Genomic DNA, 17,111 nt, shown 5'->3' with positions numbered 1-17,111 from the left:
TGCGAACCCAAGGAATCCCGATGTCCAACCCTACCCCCGTCGAATCCGGCCATGCAGCCGCCGTTGAAAACGACACCGTCGAGTCGATCGTCCACCTCATGCCCCTGGTGCTGCCGGTGGCTGGCGCCGTCCTGATGCTCTTGCTGGCGTCCATCGCCGTCTTCATGGCCTGACAGCGGTCGAGGCCCTGGGCTACGAGGCGATGGCTCGCCTTCTCCCAAGGTCTTCGCCGGGTCGGACTGGCGTCCTGCAGTCAGCGCGGCTGCAGGCACTTTGGTCATCACCTCCCGAGAGAAGCGTTTTTTCCAACGGACCTCGCCTGCTTCAGGCGCCGAGTCCCGTTCGAAAAGACGATTTTCAACTTAGGAGACATGATGAACGCACCCGTCAAGGGGCTCGCCGTCCAGGCGCCCGACTATGTCAAGAATGCGAAGCTGATCGCCTGGGTGGCCGACATGGCCGCGCTGTGCAAGCCCGAATCGATCCACTGGTGTGATGGCAGCAGCGAGGAATACGAGCGGCTTTGCCAGCAGATGGTCGAAGCCGGGACACTGAAGAAGCTCAACCCGGCCAAGCGGCCCAACTCCTACCTGGCAAGCTCCGATCCGGGCGACGTCGCTCGCGTCGAAGATCGCACCTTCATCTGCGCTCCCCGAAAGGAAGACGCCGGCCCCACCAACAACTGGATGGCCCCGGCCGACATGCGCGCCACGCTGCAACCGCTGTTCGACGGCTCCATGAAGGGCCGCACGATGTATGTCGTTCCCTTCAGCATGGGGCCGCTCGGTTCGCCGATCGCGCACATTGGCATCGAGCTTTCCGACAGCCCGTACGTGGCGGTCAACATGAAGATCATGACGCGCATGGGGAAGGCTGTGTACGACGTGCTGGGCGCGGACGGCGACTTCGTGCCTTGCGTCCACACCGTGGGCGCGCCGCTCGAACCCGGTCAGAAGGACGTGTCCTGGCCCTGCAACAAGACCAAGTACATCGTCCACTATCCCGAGACGCGCGAGATCTGGAGCTATGGCTCGGGCTACGGCGGCAACGCGCTGCTGGGCAAGAAGTGCTTCGCGCTGCGCATCGCCTCGAACATGGGACGCGACGAGGGCTGGCTCGCGGAGCACATGCTCATCCTCGGCGTGACCAATCCGGCAGGCAGGAAATACCATGTGGCCGCCGCCTTCCCCAGCGCCTGTGGCAAGACCAACTTCGCGATGCTGATTCCGCCTGCCGGCTTCGAAGGCTGGAAGGTCACCACCATCGGCGACGACATCGCCTGGATCAAGCCCGGTGCCGACGGCAAGCTGCATGCGATCAACCCCGAGGCCGGCTACTTCGGCGTCGCGCCGGGGACCAACACGCTGACCAATCCGAACTGCATGGCCAGCCTCGATCGCGACGTGATCTTCACGAATGTGGCGCTGACCGATGACGGCGACGTCTGGTGGGAAGGCATGAGCGAGCCGCCCGCCCACGCGATCGACTGGCAAGGCAAGGACTGGACGCCCGCCATCGCCAGGGAAACGGGCGCCAAGGCCGCGCATCCCAATGCCCGTTTCACCGTGGCCGCAACCAACAATCCAGCGCTCGACGACGCCTGGGACGATCCGAAGGGCGTTGCGATCGACGCTTTCATCTTCGGCGGCCGCCGCTCGACCACGGTACCGCTCGTGACCGAGGCCCGTGACTGGGTCGAGGGCGTGTACATGGCTGCGACCATGGGCTCCGAAACGACGGCCGCCGCCGCGGGCCAGCAAGGCGTGGTGCGGCGCGATCCCTTCGCCATGCTTCCGTTTGCCGGCTACAACATGAGCGACTATTTCCAGCATTGGCTGGATCTGGGCAAGAAGCTGGAAGCTTCCGATGCGCGCCTGCCGAAGATCTACACGACCAACTGGTTCCGCAAGGGCGAGGACGGCAAGTTCGTCTGGCCCGGTTATGGCGAGAACATGCGCGTGCTGAAGTGGATGATCGACCGTGTCGAGCAGAAGGCCGAAGGCGTCGAGCACGTGTTCGGCGTCAGCCCCCGCTACGAGGATCTCGACTGGACGGGGCTCGACTTCAGCGCCCGGCAGTTCGATACCGTCACCAGCATCGACAAGGCCGCGTGGCATGCGGAGCTGAAGCTCCACGCCGAGCTGTTCCAGCAATTGGCGCACCACTTGCCGAAGGAATTGCCGGCCATCAAGGCGGCGATCGAGCTGCGTCTCGCGGCTTGAAGCTTCTCCGCAGCCAAAGAAAAAGCCGCCCGAGGGCGGCTTTTTCTTTGGCTGGTTGTCGATCAGCTCAGGCAGCCGAACGCATCTCTTGCGCTTCGTTGTGCATCGAAATCGCCTGCAGTTCACGCAGCACGCGCGGGTCGAACTGGGCGTAAGCCATGAACTCCGCGTCCGCACGGGCCGCCTCGCGGCGACGCGAAGCCTCACCGACGGCAGCGACCGTACGGACGGCAAAGCTGCGCGCCGTCCCGGCAAAGAACGCGATCCCAGCGAACGCCACGAACCAGAGAATCGCCCAGGCGGCGACCATTCCGCCATCGTCCCAGGTCGAGAGGAGCTTGTCGGCAACGACCACCACCGACGAAACCATGGCGGCGAGCAGCAAGGCGGCCAAGCCGCCGAACTTGCTCAAGCCGCGCCGCGCTGCGCGGATGCGGTCGACGAAAGCCTCGGCGCGGGCGACGCCCGGATGTGTTGAAGGTTGTTCAACGTGGACAAAACTGGTCATGATTCATTCCTCCATACAAAAAGGCCGAAGCCGATGGAGTGATATTAGGGGTTACCCTGATGTTTTGCCAATTTATCTTGATGATGTCTATCATTCGCCATGGTGATGGATATCAACTTTCGCACGCTCGACCTGAACCTGCTGCGCGTCTTCGACGAAGTCATGGCGGAGCGCAATCTGACGCGCGCCGCGCGCAATCTCGCGATCACCCAGCCCGCGGTGAGCAACGCGCTGCGGCGCCTGCGCGACGTACTGGGCGACGACCTGGTCCGCCGTGCCGGCGCCGGCGTGGAGCCCACCGCGAGGGCTTTGGCGCTCTGGCCCACCGTGCGTGACGCGCTGCGCCAGCTTCAGCACACGCTGGCGCCAGGCGAATTCGACGCGGGCATCGCAGACACCACCTTCCTGCTCGCCATGGCGGACGCCACGGCGGCGGAGCTTGTTCCCGGCCTGGTCAGGATCGTGGAAGAAGAGGCGCCCGCCATCTCGCTGCGCGTGCTGCCGCTGACGACGCGCGATCCCCGCCGCATGCTCGAGAACGAAGAGGTCGACATGGCTGTCGGCTATTTTCCGGCGGTGATTGCCAACCTCGCGGCGCGCGGGCAATCGGGTGTCGGCGTGGCCTTCGAGACGCAGCGGCTGTACGTCGGCGAATACGTGTGCGTGATGCGGCGCGACCACCCGCTGGCCGGTGTGCCCTTGACGCTGGACGCGTTTTGCGCAGCGCGCCATCTGCTCGTGACCTTCTCGGGCCGGCCCTACGGCCTCATCGATCAGACGCTCGGCGCCATGGGACGGGAGCGGCGCATCGTTGTCACGGTCAACCAGTTCTTCACCGCCGGCCGCGTGGTCGCGAGCTCGGATTTGCTGACGGTGTTGCCACGCCACTTCGCCAAGGTCGCGGGCGTCGGCGCGGCGCTGGTCCTGCACGATCTGCCCTTCGATCAGCCGCTGGTGCATGTGGATGCAGTCTGGCATCGTGGCGCGCAGCATGGGCATGCGCACGAATGGCTGCGACAGGCCCTGCTGCGTTCCGCGCACGCGGCCTTTGCCAGCCCGCGGGGCAAGCAGGCGACACGGCAGCCGGCGGTTCCTCCACGGGCACCCTCATGAAGCTTCAGCTGCTGTCGGATCTGCACCTCGAAGTCCATCCCCACCTGCAGATCGCGCCGAACCCCGATGCCGACCTGCTGGTGCTGGCCGGCGATATCGGCTCCTACCAGGAAGGCTCGCGCCTCGCCGCGCCGGACTTCGGGCTGGCGCGCTTCTCACCCGGTCATGGCTGGCCGACGCCGGCCGTCTACGTTCCGGGAAATCACGAATATGACAACGCCGACTTCGACGCGGTCCATGCCCAGCTTCGCGACACCTGCGAGACGCTGGGCATCCTCTGGCTCGAGCGGGAAAGCCGTGTCATCGACGGCGTGCGCTTCATCGGCACCACGCTGTGGGCCGACTTCGATGCCTTGGTCGATCCTGCAGACGGCATGGCCGAGGTTCTCAAGAAGCGCGGCAAGGCCATGCGCGCAGCCAACTTCTACCTCCACAAGGCGGCGACGACGCGCCACGGGCGACCCTTTCTCTCCGAGGCTCTCAGAGAGCACTCACTCACGTGCCAGGCATGGCTGAGCGGCGCGCTCGCTCGACCGTTCGGCGGCACCACGGTAGCGATCACCCATTTTGCGCCGACGCTGGCCAGCGCCGACCCTCGCTATGGGCTCACGCCCGGCACCGCCGGCTTCTGCAATTCGCTTGACGAACTCCTGCCGAAGGCGGATCTGTGGCTACACGGACACCTGCATTGCCCATTCGACTACGTCAAGGACGGCTGCCGCGTCGTCGCCAATCCTCTGGGCTACGTCGGCAAGGGGGAGCAGGAAGGCTTCAAGCCCGATCTGTTGATCGACGTGCCACAACATCCCGGGCCTCGATCACGAAGCTGAACTATTCGCCGTGCGCAGCCGCCAGGCACTCGGCGAACAGCTGCGTCGCTCGCGAGGGTTGCGGCGATCGACGCAGCAAGCTGACGAACCGGCAGGCATAGCGAAAGCGCTGGGGCGCCACCGCCTGCATGCGGCCATGCCGCTCGAAGCTTTCCGCGTAGTGATCGGGCAGAAAACCCAGGTAGCGGCCCGAGAGGATCAGCGTCGCGATCGCCTCCTGGTCGAAGCCGGTGGCCACACGCGCCAGCCGCGCCCGGTGGCTGAGCTCCATGTTGGGTGAGTGATAGCCCAGGCCGGCGAACGAGTGGGCCCGGAGCTTCGCCCAGGTGAGCCCCTGGTGTCGGGCGCCGAAGAGCGGGTGATCGGCGCCGCAATAGAGCAGCATGGTCTCGCCGAACAGTTCGGCGTAGGCCAGGCTCCTCGAATTGCGGTGCGCCGGAATGATGCCGACGTGGAAGCTGCCGTCGATGATGCCGCGCTCGATGGCGTTGATCGACGCCACGTGCATGCTGAGACGCACCCCGGGCGCCTCGGCGGCAAAGCGCGCAATCGCCTCGCCGATATGCGCCTGCGGATTGCTGGCCGTCTTGTCGAACACCGCCACCTCGAGCTGTCCGCCCATGCGGTGATGGATGTCGTCGATGCTGCTGCGAAACGCGTCGACCGAGGCCAGCAGCCGCAGCGTCTCCTCGTACACGCGCTGCCCCTCTGCCGTGGGCGCGAAACCGGCGCGCCCGCGGCGGCACAGCACCATGCCCAGCCGCGTCTCCAGGTCCTTGATGTGGCGGCTCACGGTGGAGGTGCCGATGTTGAGTTCGAGCTCGGCCGCCGCCATGCCGCCGCATTCGATCACGCTCTTGAAGACCTTGAGCAGGCGCAGGTCCATGTCGCTCAGCTGGCCGAGCACGGCGCGATTCTTGGGGCTGGTTTTTACTTTCATGAATCGTCAAGTGAACATTGATATTGCGCCATTTGCAAGACCATTGTCGAGCCCAACAATGCACCATCCCCACCACCGAGGCCCGTGCGAACACGCGGGAATGCCATGACCCTCCTGACCGCAAAGTCCCAGACTTCCCCCGTGCGCACCGACGCCGCCTGGCTCGATGCCCACTGGATGCCCTTCACCGGCAACCGCAACTTCAAGGCCGATCCGCGCATGATCGTGGAGGCCAAGGGCGTCTACTTCACCGACGGCGACGGGCGCAAGGTGTTCGACGGCCTGTCCGGCCTGTGGTGCTCGGGTCTGGGCCACGGACGCCCTGAGATCACCGAAGCGGTCAGCCGCCAGATCGCGAAACTCGACTACGCGCCGGCCTTCCAGCACGGCCACCCGCAATCGTTCGAGCTCGCCAACAAGCTGAAGGAGCTCACGCCCGCAGGGCTCGACTACGTGTTCTTCACCGGCTCCGGCTCGGAGGCCGCCGACACCTCGCTGAAGATGGCGCGCGCCTATTGGCGTGCCAAGGGCCAGGCCAGCAAGACCCGGCTCATCGGCCGCGAGAAGGGCTACCACGGTGTCAATTTCGGCGGCATCTCGGTCGGCGGCATCGGCGGCAACCGCAAGACCTTCGGCCAGGCCGTGGAGGCCGATCATTTGCCGCACACCCAGCTCGCTGCGAACACCTTCAGCCGCGGCATGCCGGCTCATGGCGCCGAACTCGCCGACCGCCTGCTCGACCTGATCGCGCTGCACGATGCCTCCAACATCGCGGCGGTGATCGTCGAGCCCATGTCCGGATCGGCCGGCGTGGTCGTCCCGCCGCAGGGCTACCTGCAGCGCCTGCGCGACATCTGCACCGCGCACGGCATCCTGCTGATCTTCGACGAGGTCATCACCGGCTTCGGCCGCTGCGGCGCCATGACCGGCGCCGATGCCTTCGGCGTGGTGCCGGACATCATGAACGTCGCCAAGCAGGTCACCAACGGCACGCAGCCGCTCGGCGCCGTGATCGCGAAGAAGGAGATCTACGACACCTTCATGGCCGCCGGCGGCCCGGACTACATGGTCGAGTTTCCGCATGGCTACACCTACTCTGCGCATCCCGTGGCCTGCGCGGCGGGTGTGGCTGCGCTCGAGGTGCTGCAGAAGGAAGACATGGTCGGCCGCGCGAAGGCGCTGGCACCGCACTTCGAGAATGCCGTGCACAGCCTCAAGGGCGCGAAGCATGTGGCCGACATCCGCAACTACGGACTCGCGGCCGGCATCACGCTCGCACCCGTCCCCGGCGAACCCGCGCGCCGGCCGTACGAAGTGGCGATGGCCTGCTGGAAGAAAGGCTTCTATGTGCGCTACGGCGGCGACACGATCCAGCTCGCGCCGGCCTTCGTGACCGAGAAGGCCGAGATCGATCGCCTCGTCAACGCACTGGGCGACGCGCTCGCAGAGACGGCCTGACGAAGCCGGGGCGGTTCCGGCCGATCGGCCGAACCGCGCGATGAGGCAGGCGCGATGGGCATCCTCCGTGCGCACCCTATGATCGGCGCGCATCGGCAGCAGAGGGATACGCGTGCTCAACGGCTTGTGGCTTGGCTTTTTTCTGGCGGCGACGGCGGCCGCGCTCGGGCGCTGGCTGATCGGCGGCGACGCGGGCGTGTTCGCGGCGCTGGTCGAAAGCCTGTTCGCGATGGCCAGGCTCTCCGTCGAGGTGATGGTGCTGCTGTTCGGCACGCTCACGCTGTGGCTCGGCCTGTTGCGCATCGCCCAGGCAGCCGGCCTGGTCGATGGGCTCGCGCGGCTGCTCGGCCCGCTGTTCAAGCGGCTGATGCCGGAGGTACCGGCCGGCCATCCGGCGCTCGGCCTCATCACGCTCAACTTCGCCGCCAACGCGCTGGGCCTGGACAACGCCGCGACGCCGATCGGCCTGAAGGCCATGCGCGAATTGCAGGCGCTCAATCCGAGTGCCACCACGGCCAGCAATGCACAGATCCTGTTCCTGGTACTCAACGCGTCCTCGCTGACGCTGCTGCCGGTCACGATCTTCATGTACCGCGCGCAGCAGGGCGCCGCCGATCCGACGCTGGTGTTCCTGCCGATCCTGCTCGCGACCAGCGCCTCCACGCTGGTCGGCCTGTTGTCGGTCGCCTTCGTGCAGCGCCTGAAGCTGTGGGATCCGGTGGTGCTGGCCTATCTGGTTCCAGGCGCCCTGCTGCTCGCCGGCTTCATGGCGCTCTTGGCCACGCTGTCGGCTGCGGCGCTCGCCTCGCTCTCGTCGCTGCTGGGCAACCTCGTGCTCTTCGGCCTGATCGTCGCCTTCCTGCTGGCCGGCGCGCTGCGGCGCGTCAAGGTCTACGAGTGCTTCATCGAGGGCGCGAAGGAAGGCTTCGACGTCGCGAAGAACCTGCTGCCCTACCTGGTCGCGATGCTGTGCGCGGTCGGCGTGCTGCGTGCATCAGGCGCGCTCGACATGGTGCTCGGCGGCATCCGTTGGGCGGTCGGGCTGACCGGCTGGGACGCGCGCTTCGTCGACGCGCTGCCGACGGCACTGGTCAAGCCCTTTTCCGGCAGCGCGGCGCGCGCGATGCTGATCGAGACCATGAAGACCCAGGGCGTCGACAGCTTTCCCGCGCTGGTCGCGGCGACCATCCAGGGCAGCACCGAGACCACCTTCTACGTGCTGGCCGTGTACTTCGGCGCCGTCGGCATCCAGCGCGCGCGGCACGCAGTGGGTTGCGCGTTGCTCGCGGAGTTCGCCGGCGTGGTCGCCGCGATCGGCGTCGGCTACTGGTTCTTCGGCTAGAGAGCCGGCGACAGCATGGCCGGGGCCGATCGGCCAGAATAGGCCTTCACTCTTCCGCATCCTCGTGACCGCTACTGTCCGGGCGCAGCCGCCCACCTTCTCCTCGGACGAATTCCGCGATGCCCTCGGCATGTTCGCCACGGGCGTGACCGTCGTCACGGCGCGCTCGGCCGGCGGCGCGTTGGTCGGCCTCACGGCCAATTCCTTCAATTCGGTCTCGCTCGATCCGCCGCTGGTGCTGTGGAGCCTGGCGCGCAGCGCGGCCTCGATGGCGGCATTGAGCACCGGTTCGCACTACGCGATCAACATCCTCGCGGCCAGCCAGAAGGACCTGGCAGAGCGTTTCGCGACGAAGGACATCGACCGCTGGGCCGAAGTCGTCTTCAGCGAAGGCCTCGGCGGTGCGCCGGTGCTGGTCGGCGCGGCAGCCAGCTTCGAGTGCTTCAACCGCAGCCGCTACGACGAGGGCGACCACGTGATCTTCGTCGGCGAGGTCGAGCGCTGCACCCACACACCGGGCGCCTCGCCGCTGCTGTTCCACGGCGGCCGCTTCTACACCGAGCATCCGCTCTGATGGCCGGGCGCGGCCGGCGTCCAGGCCATTTCGCACGAGCGGGCTACGATCGGTGGATGCCACCTCGTCCAGCCAGCCGGTTTCCGCTGACGCCGCGCGCCTGCCGCAACGCAATGGCGGCGCTGCTCGCGACGGCCTGCACGGCGTCGGTGGCGCTCGCACAGACCACCGAGACCGCCGCAAGTCCCGAAAAGAAGAACTGGTTCGACGACCCGTTCCTGCAGATCGCTTCCGGCGCACGCGGCTGTCCCGTTCCCGAAGGCCCGCTCTACACCGAGGCGGAACGGCGCGAGCAGATCCATTCGCGGCTCGAGCGCGGCACCACCTGCTGGCTCGCCGGCCAATGCGCCGACAGCAATGCGTACCGCTACGACAAGCCGCTCGCGCCGAAGGTGCAGGCCGCGCTGGCGACGGTCCCCGGCGCGCGGCGCAGCAGTGTCTGGGCCATCATCCAGCGGCGCTGGATCTACCTGCAGGGCTGCGTGCCTTCAGAGGCTGTCGCGCATCGGCTGGAACGCGCCGCGCGCGCGGTGCCGGACGTGGAACTCGTCGTGCCCGACCTGATGGTCGGCACCCACGGCAAGCCGCCCTACGCCGTCGCAGCATCATGGCAAGCGTCGAAGGACAAGCGCCCGCCGCACAACAAGACAAACAACGAATGATCGAACGCAAGGACCACCTCGATACTCGCGCCATCGCCCTTCTGATCGCCTGCTGCGCATTCTGGGGACTGCAGCAGATCCTGATCAAGACCACCACCGCCGAGGTTCCGCCGCTGTGGCAGGCATCGATCCGCATGGCCGGCGCGGTCGTGCTGTTGTGGCTCTGGTGCGCATGGCGCCGCGTGCCGCTTTTCGAGCGCGACGGCACCTTGCCCGGCGGGCTGCTCGCAGGGCTTCTGTTCGCGGCCGAGTTCGTCTGCATCTACATCGGGCTGCAGCACACTTCGGCTTCGCGGCTCACCGTGTTCCTCTATACCGCGCCCTTCGTGGTCTCGCTGCTGCTGCCGCGTTTCGTGCCGGCCGAGCGGCTGCGCGGCGTGCAGTGGATCGGGCTGGCGATCGCTTTCGCGGGCGTGGTGCTCGCCTTCAGCGAGAGCTTCGGCCACAGCAGTTCGCGCCAGCTGCTCGGCGATGTGATCGCGTTGGGTGGCGGCCTTGCGTGGGGGCTGACGACGCTGGCGATCCGCGCCACCAGGCTCGCGACGGCCAGTGCCGAGAAAACGCTGTTCTATCAAATCACCGTCACGGCGCTGGTCTCGCCGCTGCTGTCGCTGCTCCTGGGCGAGCAGTGGGGCTGGTCGTACTCGGGCTATGCCTGGTTCTCGATCGCGCTGCAAACCACCATCGGTGCCTTCGCGAGCTATCTGGCCTGGATGTGGATGCTGCGGCACTACCCGGCCACGCACATCTCGTCGTACACGTTCCTCGCACCGGTTTTCGCGCTGGTGTTCGGCGTGGTGCTGCTGTCCGAACCGCTCACGCTGCGCCTGGCGCTGGCGCTCGCGGGCGTGGCGTTCGGCATCGTGCTGGTGAACCGGCGCGCGAGTCCGAAGGCATGAAGACGCTCGAACGCTTCATGTCGCGCACCGGTCTTTTCAATTCTTGACACCTCGCCATGACAGATGAAACCGAAGCCCCCAGCCCGATCCAGCAAGCCACCCTTTGGAGCGACGAACTCTGGACCGCGCGCGTCATCAAGAACGAGGACGACGACGGCTGGGCCGTCTCGATGACGCGGCAGGGCGACCCGGAACCCGCATTGGTCGGGCCATGGACCATGGGCCGCGACAAGAAGAATCCCAAGCCGCTCGATGCGCCGGCCTTCCACACGCTCGTCAAGACGGCGTCCGAGGTGCTGCGCCGCCACGAGCAGCAATTGCACGCGCGGCTCAACAGGAGCGTGAGCGTCGGCGCGGGATCGGAACGCATCCGCGTCTCGCTGCGGATCGTGCCCGACGAAGACAATCCGCATGCGGTGCTCAGCGCCCTCGATGAACTCGGCGCCGAACTGGGCGAGGCGCGTGTGCGGCCCGATTTCAGGCTCAGCGCCGACAGCGCTGCCGCGTGGATCGAGAGCGGCTTCCAAAAGCCGCGCTGAACGCGATCCGACGACAAGCCGCGCGCCGATGCGTGTTCTGGTCTACGCTCGGCCATGCCTCTTTTTCCTGCCGCTCTTCTTTTCCTGCACCTGCTCGCCGCCGCCTTCTGGGTCGGCGGCATGGCCGCGATGCATTTCTCGGTCCGGCCCGCCGCCGTCGCGACGCTGGAGCCGCCGCAGAGGCTGGCCTTCATGGCAAATGCGCTGTCGCGCTTCTTCTTCGGCGTCTCGATCGCGATTGCAAGCTCGCTCGCCAGCGGGCTGCTGCTGGTCTGGACGATGGGCGGCTTCGCGCGCGTGCACTGGAACGTGCACGCGATGCTGGGCGTCGGCCTGGTGATGATGGCGCTGTTCCTGCACGTGCGCTTCGCGCCCTACCCGCGCCTGCTGCGCGCCGTCGCGGCGCGCGAATGGCCGGTGGCGGCCGCGAACCTGAACACCATCCGCAAGCTGGTTGTCGTCAATCTCGCGCTCGGCGTGCTGGTCTTCGTCCTCGCGATCGTCGGCCAGGCGTTCTGAGCGCGGCTCAGGCCTGGCGAAAGGTCTCGAGGATCCGCAGCACGCTCTCGGTCGCCCCGTCCTGCGACGCGCGCGGCCGATGCGCGATACCGAGGCGGCGCACGAGCCGCGGGCTCAGTGGCAGCACCTGCAAGCGCTCGTCCAGGCGTTCGTCGTCCGTCTTGTTCAGCGGCAGCACGGCCGCCCCGTAGCCGGCCGCAACGAGGCTGCGCATCGCGGCGTCGTAGTTGAGTTCGATGCGTGCGCGCGGCACCTCGCCGGCGGCGGCGAACCATTCCATGGTGAGCCGGTACATGTGCGTGCTCGCGTCGTTGAAGATCAGCGGCTGTGCGGCCAGCCATGACGGTGTCACACGCTTCGGCGCCTGCCACTTGCGCGGCACGAAGGCCATCATCGGCTGGCTGCGCCAGCGCGTGACCACGATGTCGCGCAGCGGCGGCTGCGGCACCGCGACCAGGCCGATATCGAGCGTGCCGGTCGCCAGGCGCGACATCGCCTCGGTCGAGCCGAGGATGCTCACCTCGACATCGATGCCGGGGTTGCTGGCCTCCAGCGCTTCGAGCACCTGCGGCAGCAGGTCGACCACCACGCCGGTCGAGGTGCCGAGCCGCACGCGGCCCAGGCGGCCTTCGGCCTGACGCCGCACGGCATCGACCGCATCGTCGGCATCGCGCAGCAGCCGACGCGCGCGCTCCACCAGCGCGGCGCCGGCAGCGGTCGGCGTGATGCGGCGGCTGCCGCGCACCACCAGCCTGGCACCGAGCCGCGATTCGAGTTCGCTGATGTGCAGGCTGACGGTAGGTTGCGCGAGGTGCAGCGCCTGGGCCGCGGCGGAGAAGGTACCGAGGTCGACGATGGACACCAGCGTACGCAGCTGATCGAGGTTGAGTTGTCGCATCAGGAAAGCTGATCAGTCGCTACAGAAATCTCAACTTCCACGATAGCACGCCAGACCGGAAGATGGGCGCCTTGTCAGGAGCCGAGTCATGTCACAGAGGAAACCCACCGTCGCCATTCTTCTTTTCCAGGCGATCGCCCGCACGCTGCGCTGCAGGCGTGACCAGCGGCTGCTGGCCGCGATGAGCGAGCGCGAACTGCAGGATCTGGGTGTCGGGCGCAGCCAGATACCCGGGCTGCTGCGGGGCCTGCCGCGCCAGGGCGGCTGCACGATCTGGTGAAGCGCCGCGCGCCTCAGCGATGCCGCGGCGCCGCGTCGTGCGCGACCGATCCGTGGGCCGTGTGCTGCGGATGCCGGGCAAGCAGCGCGCAAGTGACGCCGTTGGTCCAGCCGAAGCCGTCCTGCAGCGGATATTCGCCGCCGCCGCCGCCGGCCGAGCTTTCGTGCTCGACCACGCGCAGTGCGTACTTCTCGACCAGCTTGCCTTCGCGCTCGTACACCGCCGCGACGGTCGCCAGCCAGCGCTTCGCGAGGGTCGCGGACAGCGCCTCCTGCCCATAGTCGGCGAAACCGCAGATCGCCATCCACTGCAGCGGCGCCCAGCCGTTGGGCTGATCCCATTGCTGGTCGCTCGGACACTCGGTGGTCGCGAGGCCGCCGTGGGCGAGCAGCCGCTTCGACACCGTCTCGGCCAGTGCCTGCGCCTGGGCCGGCTCGGCCAGACCGACGAACAGCGGCACGACGCAGGCCGCGGTGAGACAGGTTCGCCGCACGCCCTGCTGCCAGTCGTAGTCGAAGAAGGCGGCCTGCTTCGGATCCCAGAAGTGCTCGACGATCGCGGCCTTGCGCTGCCTCGCGCGCTCGGTGAATTCGTCCGCGGTGCTGATGTAGCCGCTGTCCCCCGCGAGCTCGGCGATCTTGCTTTCGAGCTTGTAGAGAAAGGCGTTGAGGTCCACCGGCAGGATTGACGTGGTGCAGATGCTCGCCAGCGATGCCGCGCTGCCGGCACGCACCGGCGCGGCCGCGTGCGGCGTGCCGCGCGGCGCCGGCTCGCGCAGCCAGCGGGTGCTGAAGTCCCAGCCCGACTCGCAGGCCGCGCGCAGGTCGCGGTACACCTCGGCCGCATCGCGGTCGGCCGCGCGGGCGGTGGACACGTCTTCCAGCCAGGACTCCTCGCGCGGCGTGTCGCGGTCGTCCCAGTGGCGGTTGAGCAGCGTGCCGTCCGCGAGGCGCACCACGCGGCCGCGTGCGGCGCCCGGCGGCAGGCCCTCGCTGCCGTTCATCCAGTAGGCATGCTCCTGGCGCAGCTGCGGCAGGAAGTGGCGCTGCCCCACGACGCCGTACTGCTCGGCGAGCTCGACCATCAACGCGAACAGCGGCGGCTGCGAGCGGCTCAGGTAGTAGCTGCGGTTGCCGTTGGGCACGTGGCCGTAGGTGTCGATGAGGTAGGCGAAGTTCTCCACCATGTCACGCAGCAATTGCAGATGGCCGCCCGGAACGAGGCCTAGCATGGTGAAGTACGAATCCCAGTAGTAGAGCTCTCCGAAGCGTCCGCCCGGCACCACGTAGGGATGCGGCAGCTGGAGCAGCGAGGCACGCGGCGGATGCGCCTTCGGATGGCGGGTCAGGACGTTCCAGAGGTCTTCGATGTGCGCGGCGATCGGCTGACCCGGCACCGAGGTGTATTCGCTGGGCGCAGACCGGATGACCCGGAAGTGCGCATGCACGAAGGCCGCCAGATCGAAGCCCGGCGCATGGCGTGCTGCGCGGTAGGCATCGAGGATCGCGGCCGGCTCGTCGTGCGGGGCGCAGTCCACGAAGGTCTTGCTGTCGGGGAACACGCGCGCTTCCTGCACCGCGACGAAGAATTCCTGGTAGCGGTCACCGGGGGTGAGCGTGTCGGGCGCGGGTGCCTTGGCCGCTTCCGACGAGCGCCGCGTGTCGCTGGGGGCACCCATGCCGTCGACCAGCGCCTTCTTGTGCAGGAGTTTCATGAGCCCGATGATGACCGGAAGCCGAAACCCGATAGACCGCTTCCGTGCTCAGGCGTTCCCGGCCATGGCGGATTCCGTCAGACCACCCCGGCCGCGCGCAGCGCCCGCCGCTCGGCCACATCGAGGCCCAGCTCGGCCAGCACCTCGTCGGTGTGCTGGCCCAGGGCCGGCGGTGCATGGCGCAGCACGGGCGGCGTCGCCTGCAGGCGCAGCGGACTCGCGACGCCGAAGATCTGCCCGATGCCGTCGCCCGCGTCGCGCGGCAGCGAGATGGCCAGGCCGCGTGCCTTCACCTGTTCGTCGTCGAAGGCCTGCGCGATGTCGTTGATCGGGCCGCAGGGCACGGCCTTGTCCTCGAGCAGCGCGATCCATTCGGCCGTGGTGCGCGTGCGCGTCACGGCCTCCATCTGCGGAATCAGCACCTCGCGGTGCCGCACACGCAGCGTGTTGGTGGCGAAGCGCGGATCGGCAGCCCAGTCGGCATGACCGGCGGCGTCGCAGAAACGCGCGAACTGGCCGTTGTTGCCGATGGCCAGCAGCATCGCGCCGTCCTGGGTGTGGAAGTCCTGGTAGGGCGCGAGGCTGGGATGGCTGTTGCCCTGGCGCTTCGGCGCGACGCCGGTGTTGAGGAAGGCGCTGGCCTGGTTGGCGAGGATCGCCATGCCGACGTCGAGCAGCGCCATGTCGATGTGCTGGCCCTCGCCGGTGCGATGCCGCACTTCGAGCGCGGCCAGGATCGCGGTGCTGGCGTAGACGCCGGTGAACAGGTCGGTCAGCGCCACGCCGACGCGCAGCGGCCCGCCGCCCGCTTCTTCGTCGGGACGGCCGGTGATGCTCATCATGCCGCTGGTGGCCTGGATCATCAGGTCGTAGCCGGCGCGCGTGGCGTGCGGGCCGTCGTGGCCGAAGCCGGTCACGCTGCAGTAGACGAGACGCGGATTGATGGCGCGCAGGCTCTCGTAGTCGAGCCCGTACTGCCTGAGCCCGCCGGTCTTGAAGTTCTCGACCAGGATGTCGCTCTGCGCGGCCATCTGCTTGAGCAGCGCCTGGCCTTCGGGTGCGGCCATGTCGATGGTGACCGAGCGCTTGTTGCGGTTGCAGGCCGTGAAGTAGGTGGCCTGGTTGGTGTCCCGGCCCTCGGCGTCCTTCAGGAAGGGCGGGCCCCAGGTGCGCGTGTCGTCGCCGACGCCGGGACGCTCGATCTTGACCACGTCGGCCCCCAGGTCCGCGAGGATCTGCGTGCACCACGGGCCCGCGAGCACGCGGGAGAGATCGAGAACCTTGAGGCCCGCGAGGGCGCCTTCCCTGGGCGCAGTCATCTCAGTTCGCGAACGCTGCGATGCCGGTCTGGGCACGGCCGAGGATCAGCGCGTGGATGTCGTGCGTGCCCTCGTAGGTGTTGACCACCTCGAGGTTGACCAGATGCCGCGCCACGCCGAACTCGTCGCTGATGCCGTTGCCGCCCATCATGTCGCGCGCCAGGCGTGCGATGTCGAGCGCCTTGCCGCAGGAGTTGCGCTTGAGCAGCGAGGTGACCTCGACCGACGCCGTGCCCTCGTCCTTCATGCGGCCGAGGCGCAGGCAGCCCTGCAGGCCGAGCGTGATCTCGGTCTGCATGTCGGCCAGCTTCTTCTGGATCAATTGATTGGCCGCGAGCGGGCGGCCGAACTGCTTGCGGTCGAGCGTGTACTGGCGCGCACGGTGCCAGCAGTCCTCGGCGGCGCCGAGCGCGCCCCACGAGATGCCGTAGCGCGCGGAGTTGAGGCAGGTGAACGGGCCTTTGAGACCTTGCACTTCGGGGAATGCGTTCTCCTCGGGGCAGAACACGTTGTCCATCACGATCTCGCCGGTGATGCTGGCGCGCAGGCCGACCTTGCCGTGGATCGCCGGCGCCGACAGGCCCTTGGCGCCCTTCTCGAGCACGAAGCCGCGGATCGGGCCGACCTGGCCGCTCTCGCTCACTTCCTTGGCCCAGACCACGAACACGTCGGCGATCGGGCTGTTGCTGATCCACATCTTGGCGCCCGTCAGCGAATAGCCGCCGGCCACCTTCTTGGCGCGCGTGACCATGCTGCCGGGGTCGGAACCGTGGTCGGGCTCGGTCAGGCCGAAGCAGCCGATCCACTCGCCGGTGGCGAGCTTGGGCAGGTACTTCTGCTTCTGCGCCTCGGTGCCGAATTCGTTGATCGGCACCATCACCAGCGAACTCTGCACGCTGGCCATCGAGCGGTAGCCGGAGTCGACGCGCTCGACCTCGCGGGCGATGAGGCCGTAGCACACATAGTTGAGGCCGGGGCCGCCGTACTGCTCGGGGATGGTCGGACCGAGCAGGCCGAGCGCGCCCATCTCGCGGAAGATGGCCGGATCGGTCTCGCCGTTGCGGAAGCCGTCGAGCACGCGCGGTGCGAGGCGTTCCTGGCAGTAGGCATTGGCGGCATCGCGCACCATGCGTTCGTCGTCGGTGAGTTGCTGGTCGAGCAACAGCGGGTCTTCCCAGTGAAAGGCGGCGTGGGCCATGCGAGGTCTCCGTAAGGGCTTGAGGTTGGCACCGATCGTAAGCGCCAGACGGTGCGAGCGCAAACGAGGATTCGACACTCAGTTATGCGCTTTGCG

The 17,111-nt window shown here is 67.6% G+C and carries 18 protein-coding genes; 12 read left to right on the top strand and 6 right to left on the bottom strand.

Annotated elements, in window-relative coordinates:
• Positions 1-20 precede the first annotated feature (20 nt).
• Complete coding sequence (locus tag E5P2_RS00830; RefSeq protein WP_174262628.1) at positions 21-173, top strand: hypothetical protein; 153 nt, start codon at positions 21-23, stop codon at positions 171-173.
• Positions 174-374: 201 nt separating this feature from the next.
• Complete coding sequence (locus E5P2_RS00825; protein WP_162565289.1) at positions 375-2,222, top strand: phosphoenolpyruvate carboxykinase (GTP); 1,848 nt, start codon at positions 375-377, stop codon at positions 2,220-2,222.
• 67 nt (positions 2,223-2,289) lie between these two features.
• Here the strand turns inward: E5P2_RS00825 and E5P2_RS00820 are convergent, their stop codons facing one another.
• Positions 2,290-2,730: a hypothetical protein gene (locus E5P2_RS00820; protein WP_162565288.1), complete on the bottom strand. Its 441-nt coding sequence runs from the start codon at positions 2,728-2,730 to the stop codon at positions 2,290-2,292.
• Positions 2,731-2,835: 105 nt separating this feature from the next.
• On the opposite strand from E5P2_RS00820, the gene E5P2_RS00815 reads away from it, so the two are divergent.
• A complete protein-coding gene (locus E5P2_RS00815; RefSeq protein ID WP_162565287.1) occupies positions 2,836-3,843 on the top strand; it encodes a LysR family transcriptional regulator in 1,008 nt (335 codons plus the stop codon).
• A complete protein-coding gene (locus E5P2_RS00810; protein WP_162565286.1) occupies positions 3,840-4,673 on the top strand; it encodes a metallophosphoesterase in 834 nt (277 codons plus the stop codon). Before E5P2_RS00815 ends, E5P2_RS00810 begins: the two co-directional genes overlap by 4 nt.
• Position 4,674: 1 nt before the next feature.
• Here E5P2_RS00810 and E5P2_RS00805 read toward each other — a convergent pair whose 3' ends face one another.
• On the bottom strand, positions 4,675-5,613 hold the full coding sequence (locus E5P2_RS00805) for a LysR family transcriptional regulator (protein WP_174262627.1): 939 nt from the start codon (positions 5,611-5,613) through the stop codon (positions 4,675-4,677).
• A 105-nt stretch (positions 5,614-5,718) separates the two neighbouring features.
• On the opposite strand from E5P2_RS00805, the gene E5P2_RS00800 reads away from it, so the two are divergent.
• The 7 genes from E5P2_RS00800 (at position 5,719) to E5P2_RS00770 (ending at position 11,606) form a co-directional block, all read left to right on the top strand.
• Positions 5,719-7,071 carry an aspartate aminotransferase family protein gene (locus E5P2_RS00800; protein WP_162565285.1) on the top strand — a complete coding sequence of 451 codons (1,353 nt, stop codon included), beginning with the start codon at positions 5,719-5,721 and terminating at the stop codon, positions 7,069-7,071.
• 112 nt (positions 7,072-7,183) lie between these two features.
• Positions 7,184-8,413 carry a nucleoside recognition domain-containing protein gene (locus E5P2_RS00795; RefSeq protein ID WP_162565284.1) on the top strand — a complete coding sequence of 410 codons (1,230 nt, stop codon included), beginning with the start codon at positions 7,184-7,186 and terminating at the stop codon, positions 8,411-8,413.
• A gap of 64 nt (positions 8,414-8,477) precedes the next feature.
• Positions 8,478-8,987: a flavin reductase family protein gene (locus E5P2_RS00790; RefSeq protein ID WP_162565283.1), complete on the top strand. Its 510-nt coding sequence runs from the start codon at positions 8,478-8,480 to the stop codon at positions 8,985-8,987.
• Between the two features lie 56 nt (positions 8,988-9,043).
• On the top strand, positions 9,044-9,649 hold the full coding sequence (locus E5P2_RS00785; protein WP_232080538.1) for a BON domain-containing protein: 606 nt from the start codon (positions 9,044-9,046) through the stop codon (positions 9,647-9,649).
• Positions 9,646-10,548: a DMT family transporter gene (locus E5P2_RS00780; RefSeq protein ID WP_162565282.1), complete on the top strand. Its 903-nt coding sequence runs from the start codon at positions 9,646-9,648 to the stop codon at positions 10,546-10,548. The genes E5P2_RS00785 and E5P2_RS00780 overlap by 4 nt, the downstream gene beginning before the upstream one ends.
• A gap of 56 nt (positions 10,549-10,604) precedes the next feature.
• The gene (locus tag E5P2_RS00775; RefSeq protein WP_162565281.1) at positions 10,605-11,087 is read left to right on the top strand and encodes a hypothetical protein; all 483 of its coding nucleotides are present in this window, start codon (positions 10,605-10,607) and stop codon (positions 11,085-11,087) included.
• 54 nt (positions 11,088-11,141) lie between these two features.
• Positions 11,142-11,606, top strand: a complete 465-nt coding sequence (locus tag E5P2_RS00770) for a CopD family protein (protein ID WP_162565280.1) — start codon at positions 11,142-11,144, stop codon at positions 11,604-11,606.
• Between the two features lie 7 nt (positions 11,607-11,613).
• Here the strand turns inward: E5P2_RS00770 and E5P2_RS00765 are convergent, their stop codons facing one another.
• Positions 11,614-12,504 (bottom strand): LysR family transcriptional regulator, encoded by an 891-nt coding sequence (locus E5P2_RS00765; protein WP_162565279.1) that lies wholly within the window; start codon positions 12,502-12,504, stop codon positions 11,614-11,616.
• An 88-nt stretch (positions 12,505-12,592) separates the two neighbouring features.
• Between E5P2_RS00765 and E5P2_RS00760 the strand changes: the two genes are divergently transcribed.
• Entirely contained in the window at positions 12,593-12,784 is a 192-nt protein-coding gene (locus E5P2_RS00760; protein WP_162565278.1) for a DUF1127 domain-containing protein, read from the top strand.
• Between the two features lie 13 nt (positions 12,785-12,797).
• Here the strand turns inward: E5P2_RS00760 and treF are convergent, their stop codons facing one another.
• The 3 genes from treF to E5P2_RS00745 form a co-directional block, all read right to left on the bottom strand.
• Positions 12,798-14,498: an alpha,alpha-trehalase TreF gene (gene treF / locus E5P2_RS00755; protein ID WP_197908431.1), complete on the bottom strand. Its 1,701-nt coding sequence runs from the start codon at positions 14,496-14,498 to the stop codon at positions 12,798-12,800.
• Positions 14,499-14,575: 77 nt separating this feature from the next.
• On the bottom strand, positions 14,576-15,817 hold the full coding sequence (locus E5P2_RS00750) for a CaiB/BaiF CoA transferase family protein (RefSeq protein ID WP_162565277.1): 1,242 nt from the start codon (positions 15,815-15,817) through the stop codon (positions 14,576-14,578).
• Between the two features lies 1 nt (position 15,818).
• On the bottom strand, positions 15,819-17,015 hold the full coding sequence (locus E5P2_RS00745; RefSeq protein WP_162565276.1) for an acyl-CoA dehydrogenase: 1,197 nt from the start codon (positions 17,013-17,015) through the stop codon (positions 15,819-15,821).
• Between the last annotated feature and the right edge of the window lie 96 nt (positions 17,016-17,111).

Source organism: Variovorax sp. SRS16 (assembly GCF_901827165.1).
In the GTDB taxonomy this organism is placed as follows: domain Bacteria; phylum Pseudomonadota; class Gammaproteobacteria; order Burkholderiales; family Burkholderiaceae_C; genus Variovorax.
The sequence above is the reverse complement of the archived record's forward strand: the minus strand, read 5'-3'. Positions and strand labels throughout refer to the sequence as shown.

Excerpts from the sequence above, each read along its gene's own strand:
- E5P2_RS00825 (WP_162565289.1), top strand. The coding sequence starts at position 375 with ATGAACGCACCCGTCAAGGGGCTCGCCGTCCAGGCGCCCGACTATGTC.
- E5P2_RS00815 (WP_162565287.1), top strand. The coding sequence starts at position 2,836 with ATGGATATCAACTTTCGCACGCTCGACCTGAACCTGCTGCGCGTCTTC.
- E5P2_RS00785 (WP_232080538.1), top strand. The coding sequence starts at position 9,044 with ATGCCACCTCGTCCAGCCAGCCGGTTTCCGCTGACGCCGCGCGCCTGC.
- E5P2_RS00745 (WP_162565276.1), bottom strand. The coding sequence starts at position 17,015 with ATGGCCCACGCCGCCTTTCACTGGGAAGACCCGCTGTTGCTCGACCAG.
- E5P2_RS00750 (WP_162565277.1), bottom strand. The coding sequence starts at position 15,817 with ATGACTGCGCCCAGGGAAGGCGCCCTCGCGGGCCTCAAGGTTCTCGAT.
- E5P2_RS00770 (WP_162565280.1), top strand. The coding sequence starts at position 11,142 with ATGCCTCTTTTTCCTGCCGCTCTTCTTTTCCTGCACCTGCTCGCCGCC.
- E5P2_RS00775 (WP_162565281.1), top strand. The coding sequence starts at position 10,605 with ATGACAGATGAAACCGAAGCCCCCAGCCCGATCCAGCAAGCCACCCTT.
- E5P2_RS00820 (WP_162565288.1), bottom strand. The coding sequence starts at position 2,730 with ATGACCAGTTTTGTCCACGTTGAACAACCTTCAACACATCCGGGCGTC.
- treF (WP_197908431.1), bottom strand. The coding sequence starts at position 14,498 with ATGAAACTCCTGCACAAGAAGGCGCTGGTCGACGGCATGGGTGCCCCC.
- E5P2_RS00760 (WP_162565278.1), top strand. The coding sequence starts at position 12,593 with ATGTCACAGAGGAAACCCACCGTCGCCATTCTTCTTTTCCAGGCGATC.
- E5P2_RS00830 (WP_174262628.1), top strand. The coding sequence starts at position 21 with ATGTCCAACCCTACCCCCGTCGAATCCGGCCATGCAGCCGCCGTTGAA.
- E5P2_RS00800 (WP_162565285.1), top strand. The coding sequence starts at position 5,719 with ATGACCCTCCTGACCGCAAAGTCCCAGACTTCCCCCGTGCGCACCGAC.
- E5P2_RS00780 (WP_162565282.1), top strand. The coding sequence starts at position 9,646 with ATGATCGAACGCAAGGACCACCTCGATACTCGCGCCATCGCCCTTCTG.
- E5P2_RS00810 (WP_162565286.1), top strand. The coding sequence starts at position 3,840 with ATGAAGCTTCAGCTGCTGTCGGATCTGCACCTCGAAGTCCATCCCCAC.
- E5P2_RS00765 (WP_162565279.1), bottom strand. The coding sequence starts at position 12,504 with ATGCGACAACTCAACCTCGATCAGCTGCGTACGCTGGTGTCCATCGTC.
- E5P2_RS00805 (WP_174262627.1), bottom strand. The coding sequence starts at position 5,613 with ATGAAAGTAAAAACCAGCCCCAAGAATCGCGCCGTGCTCGGCCAGCTG.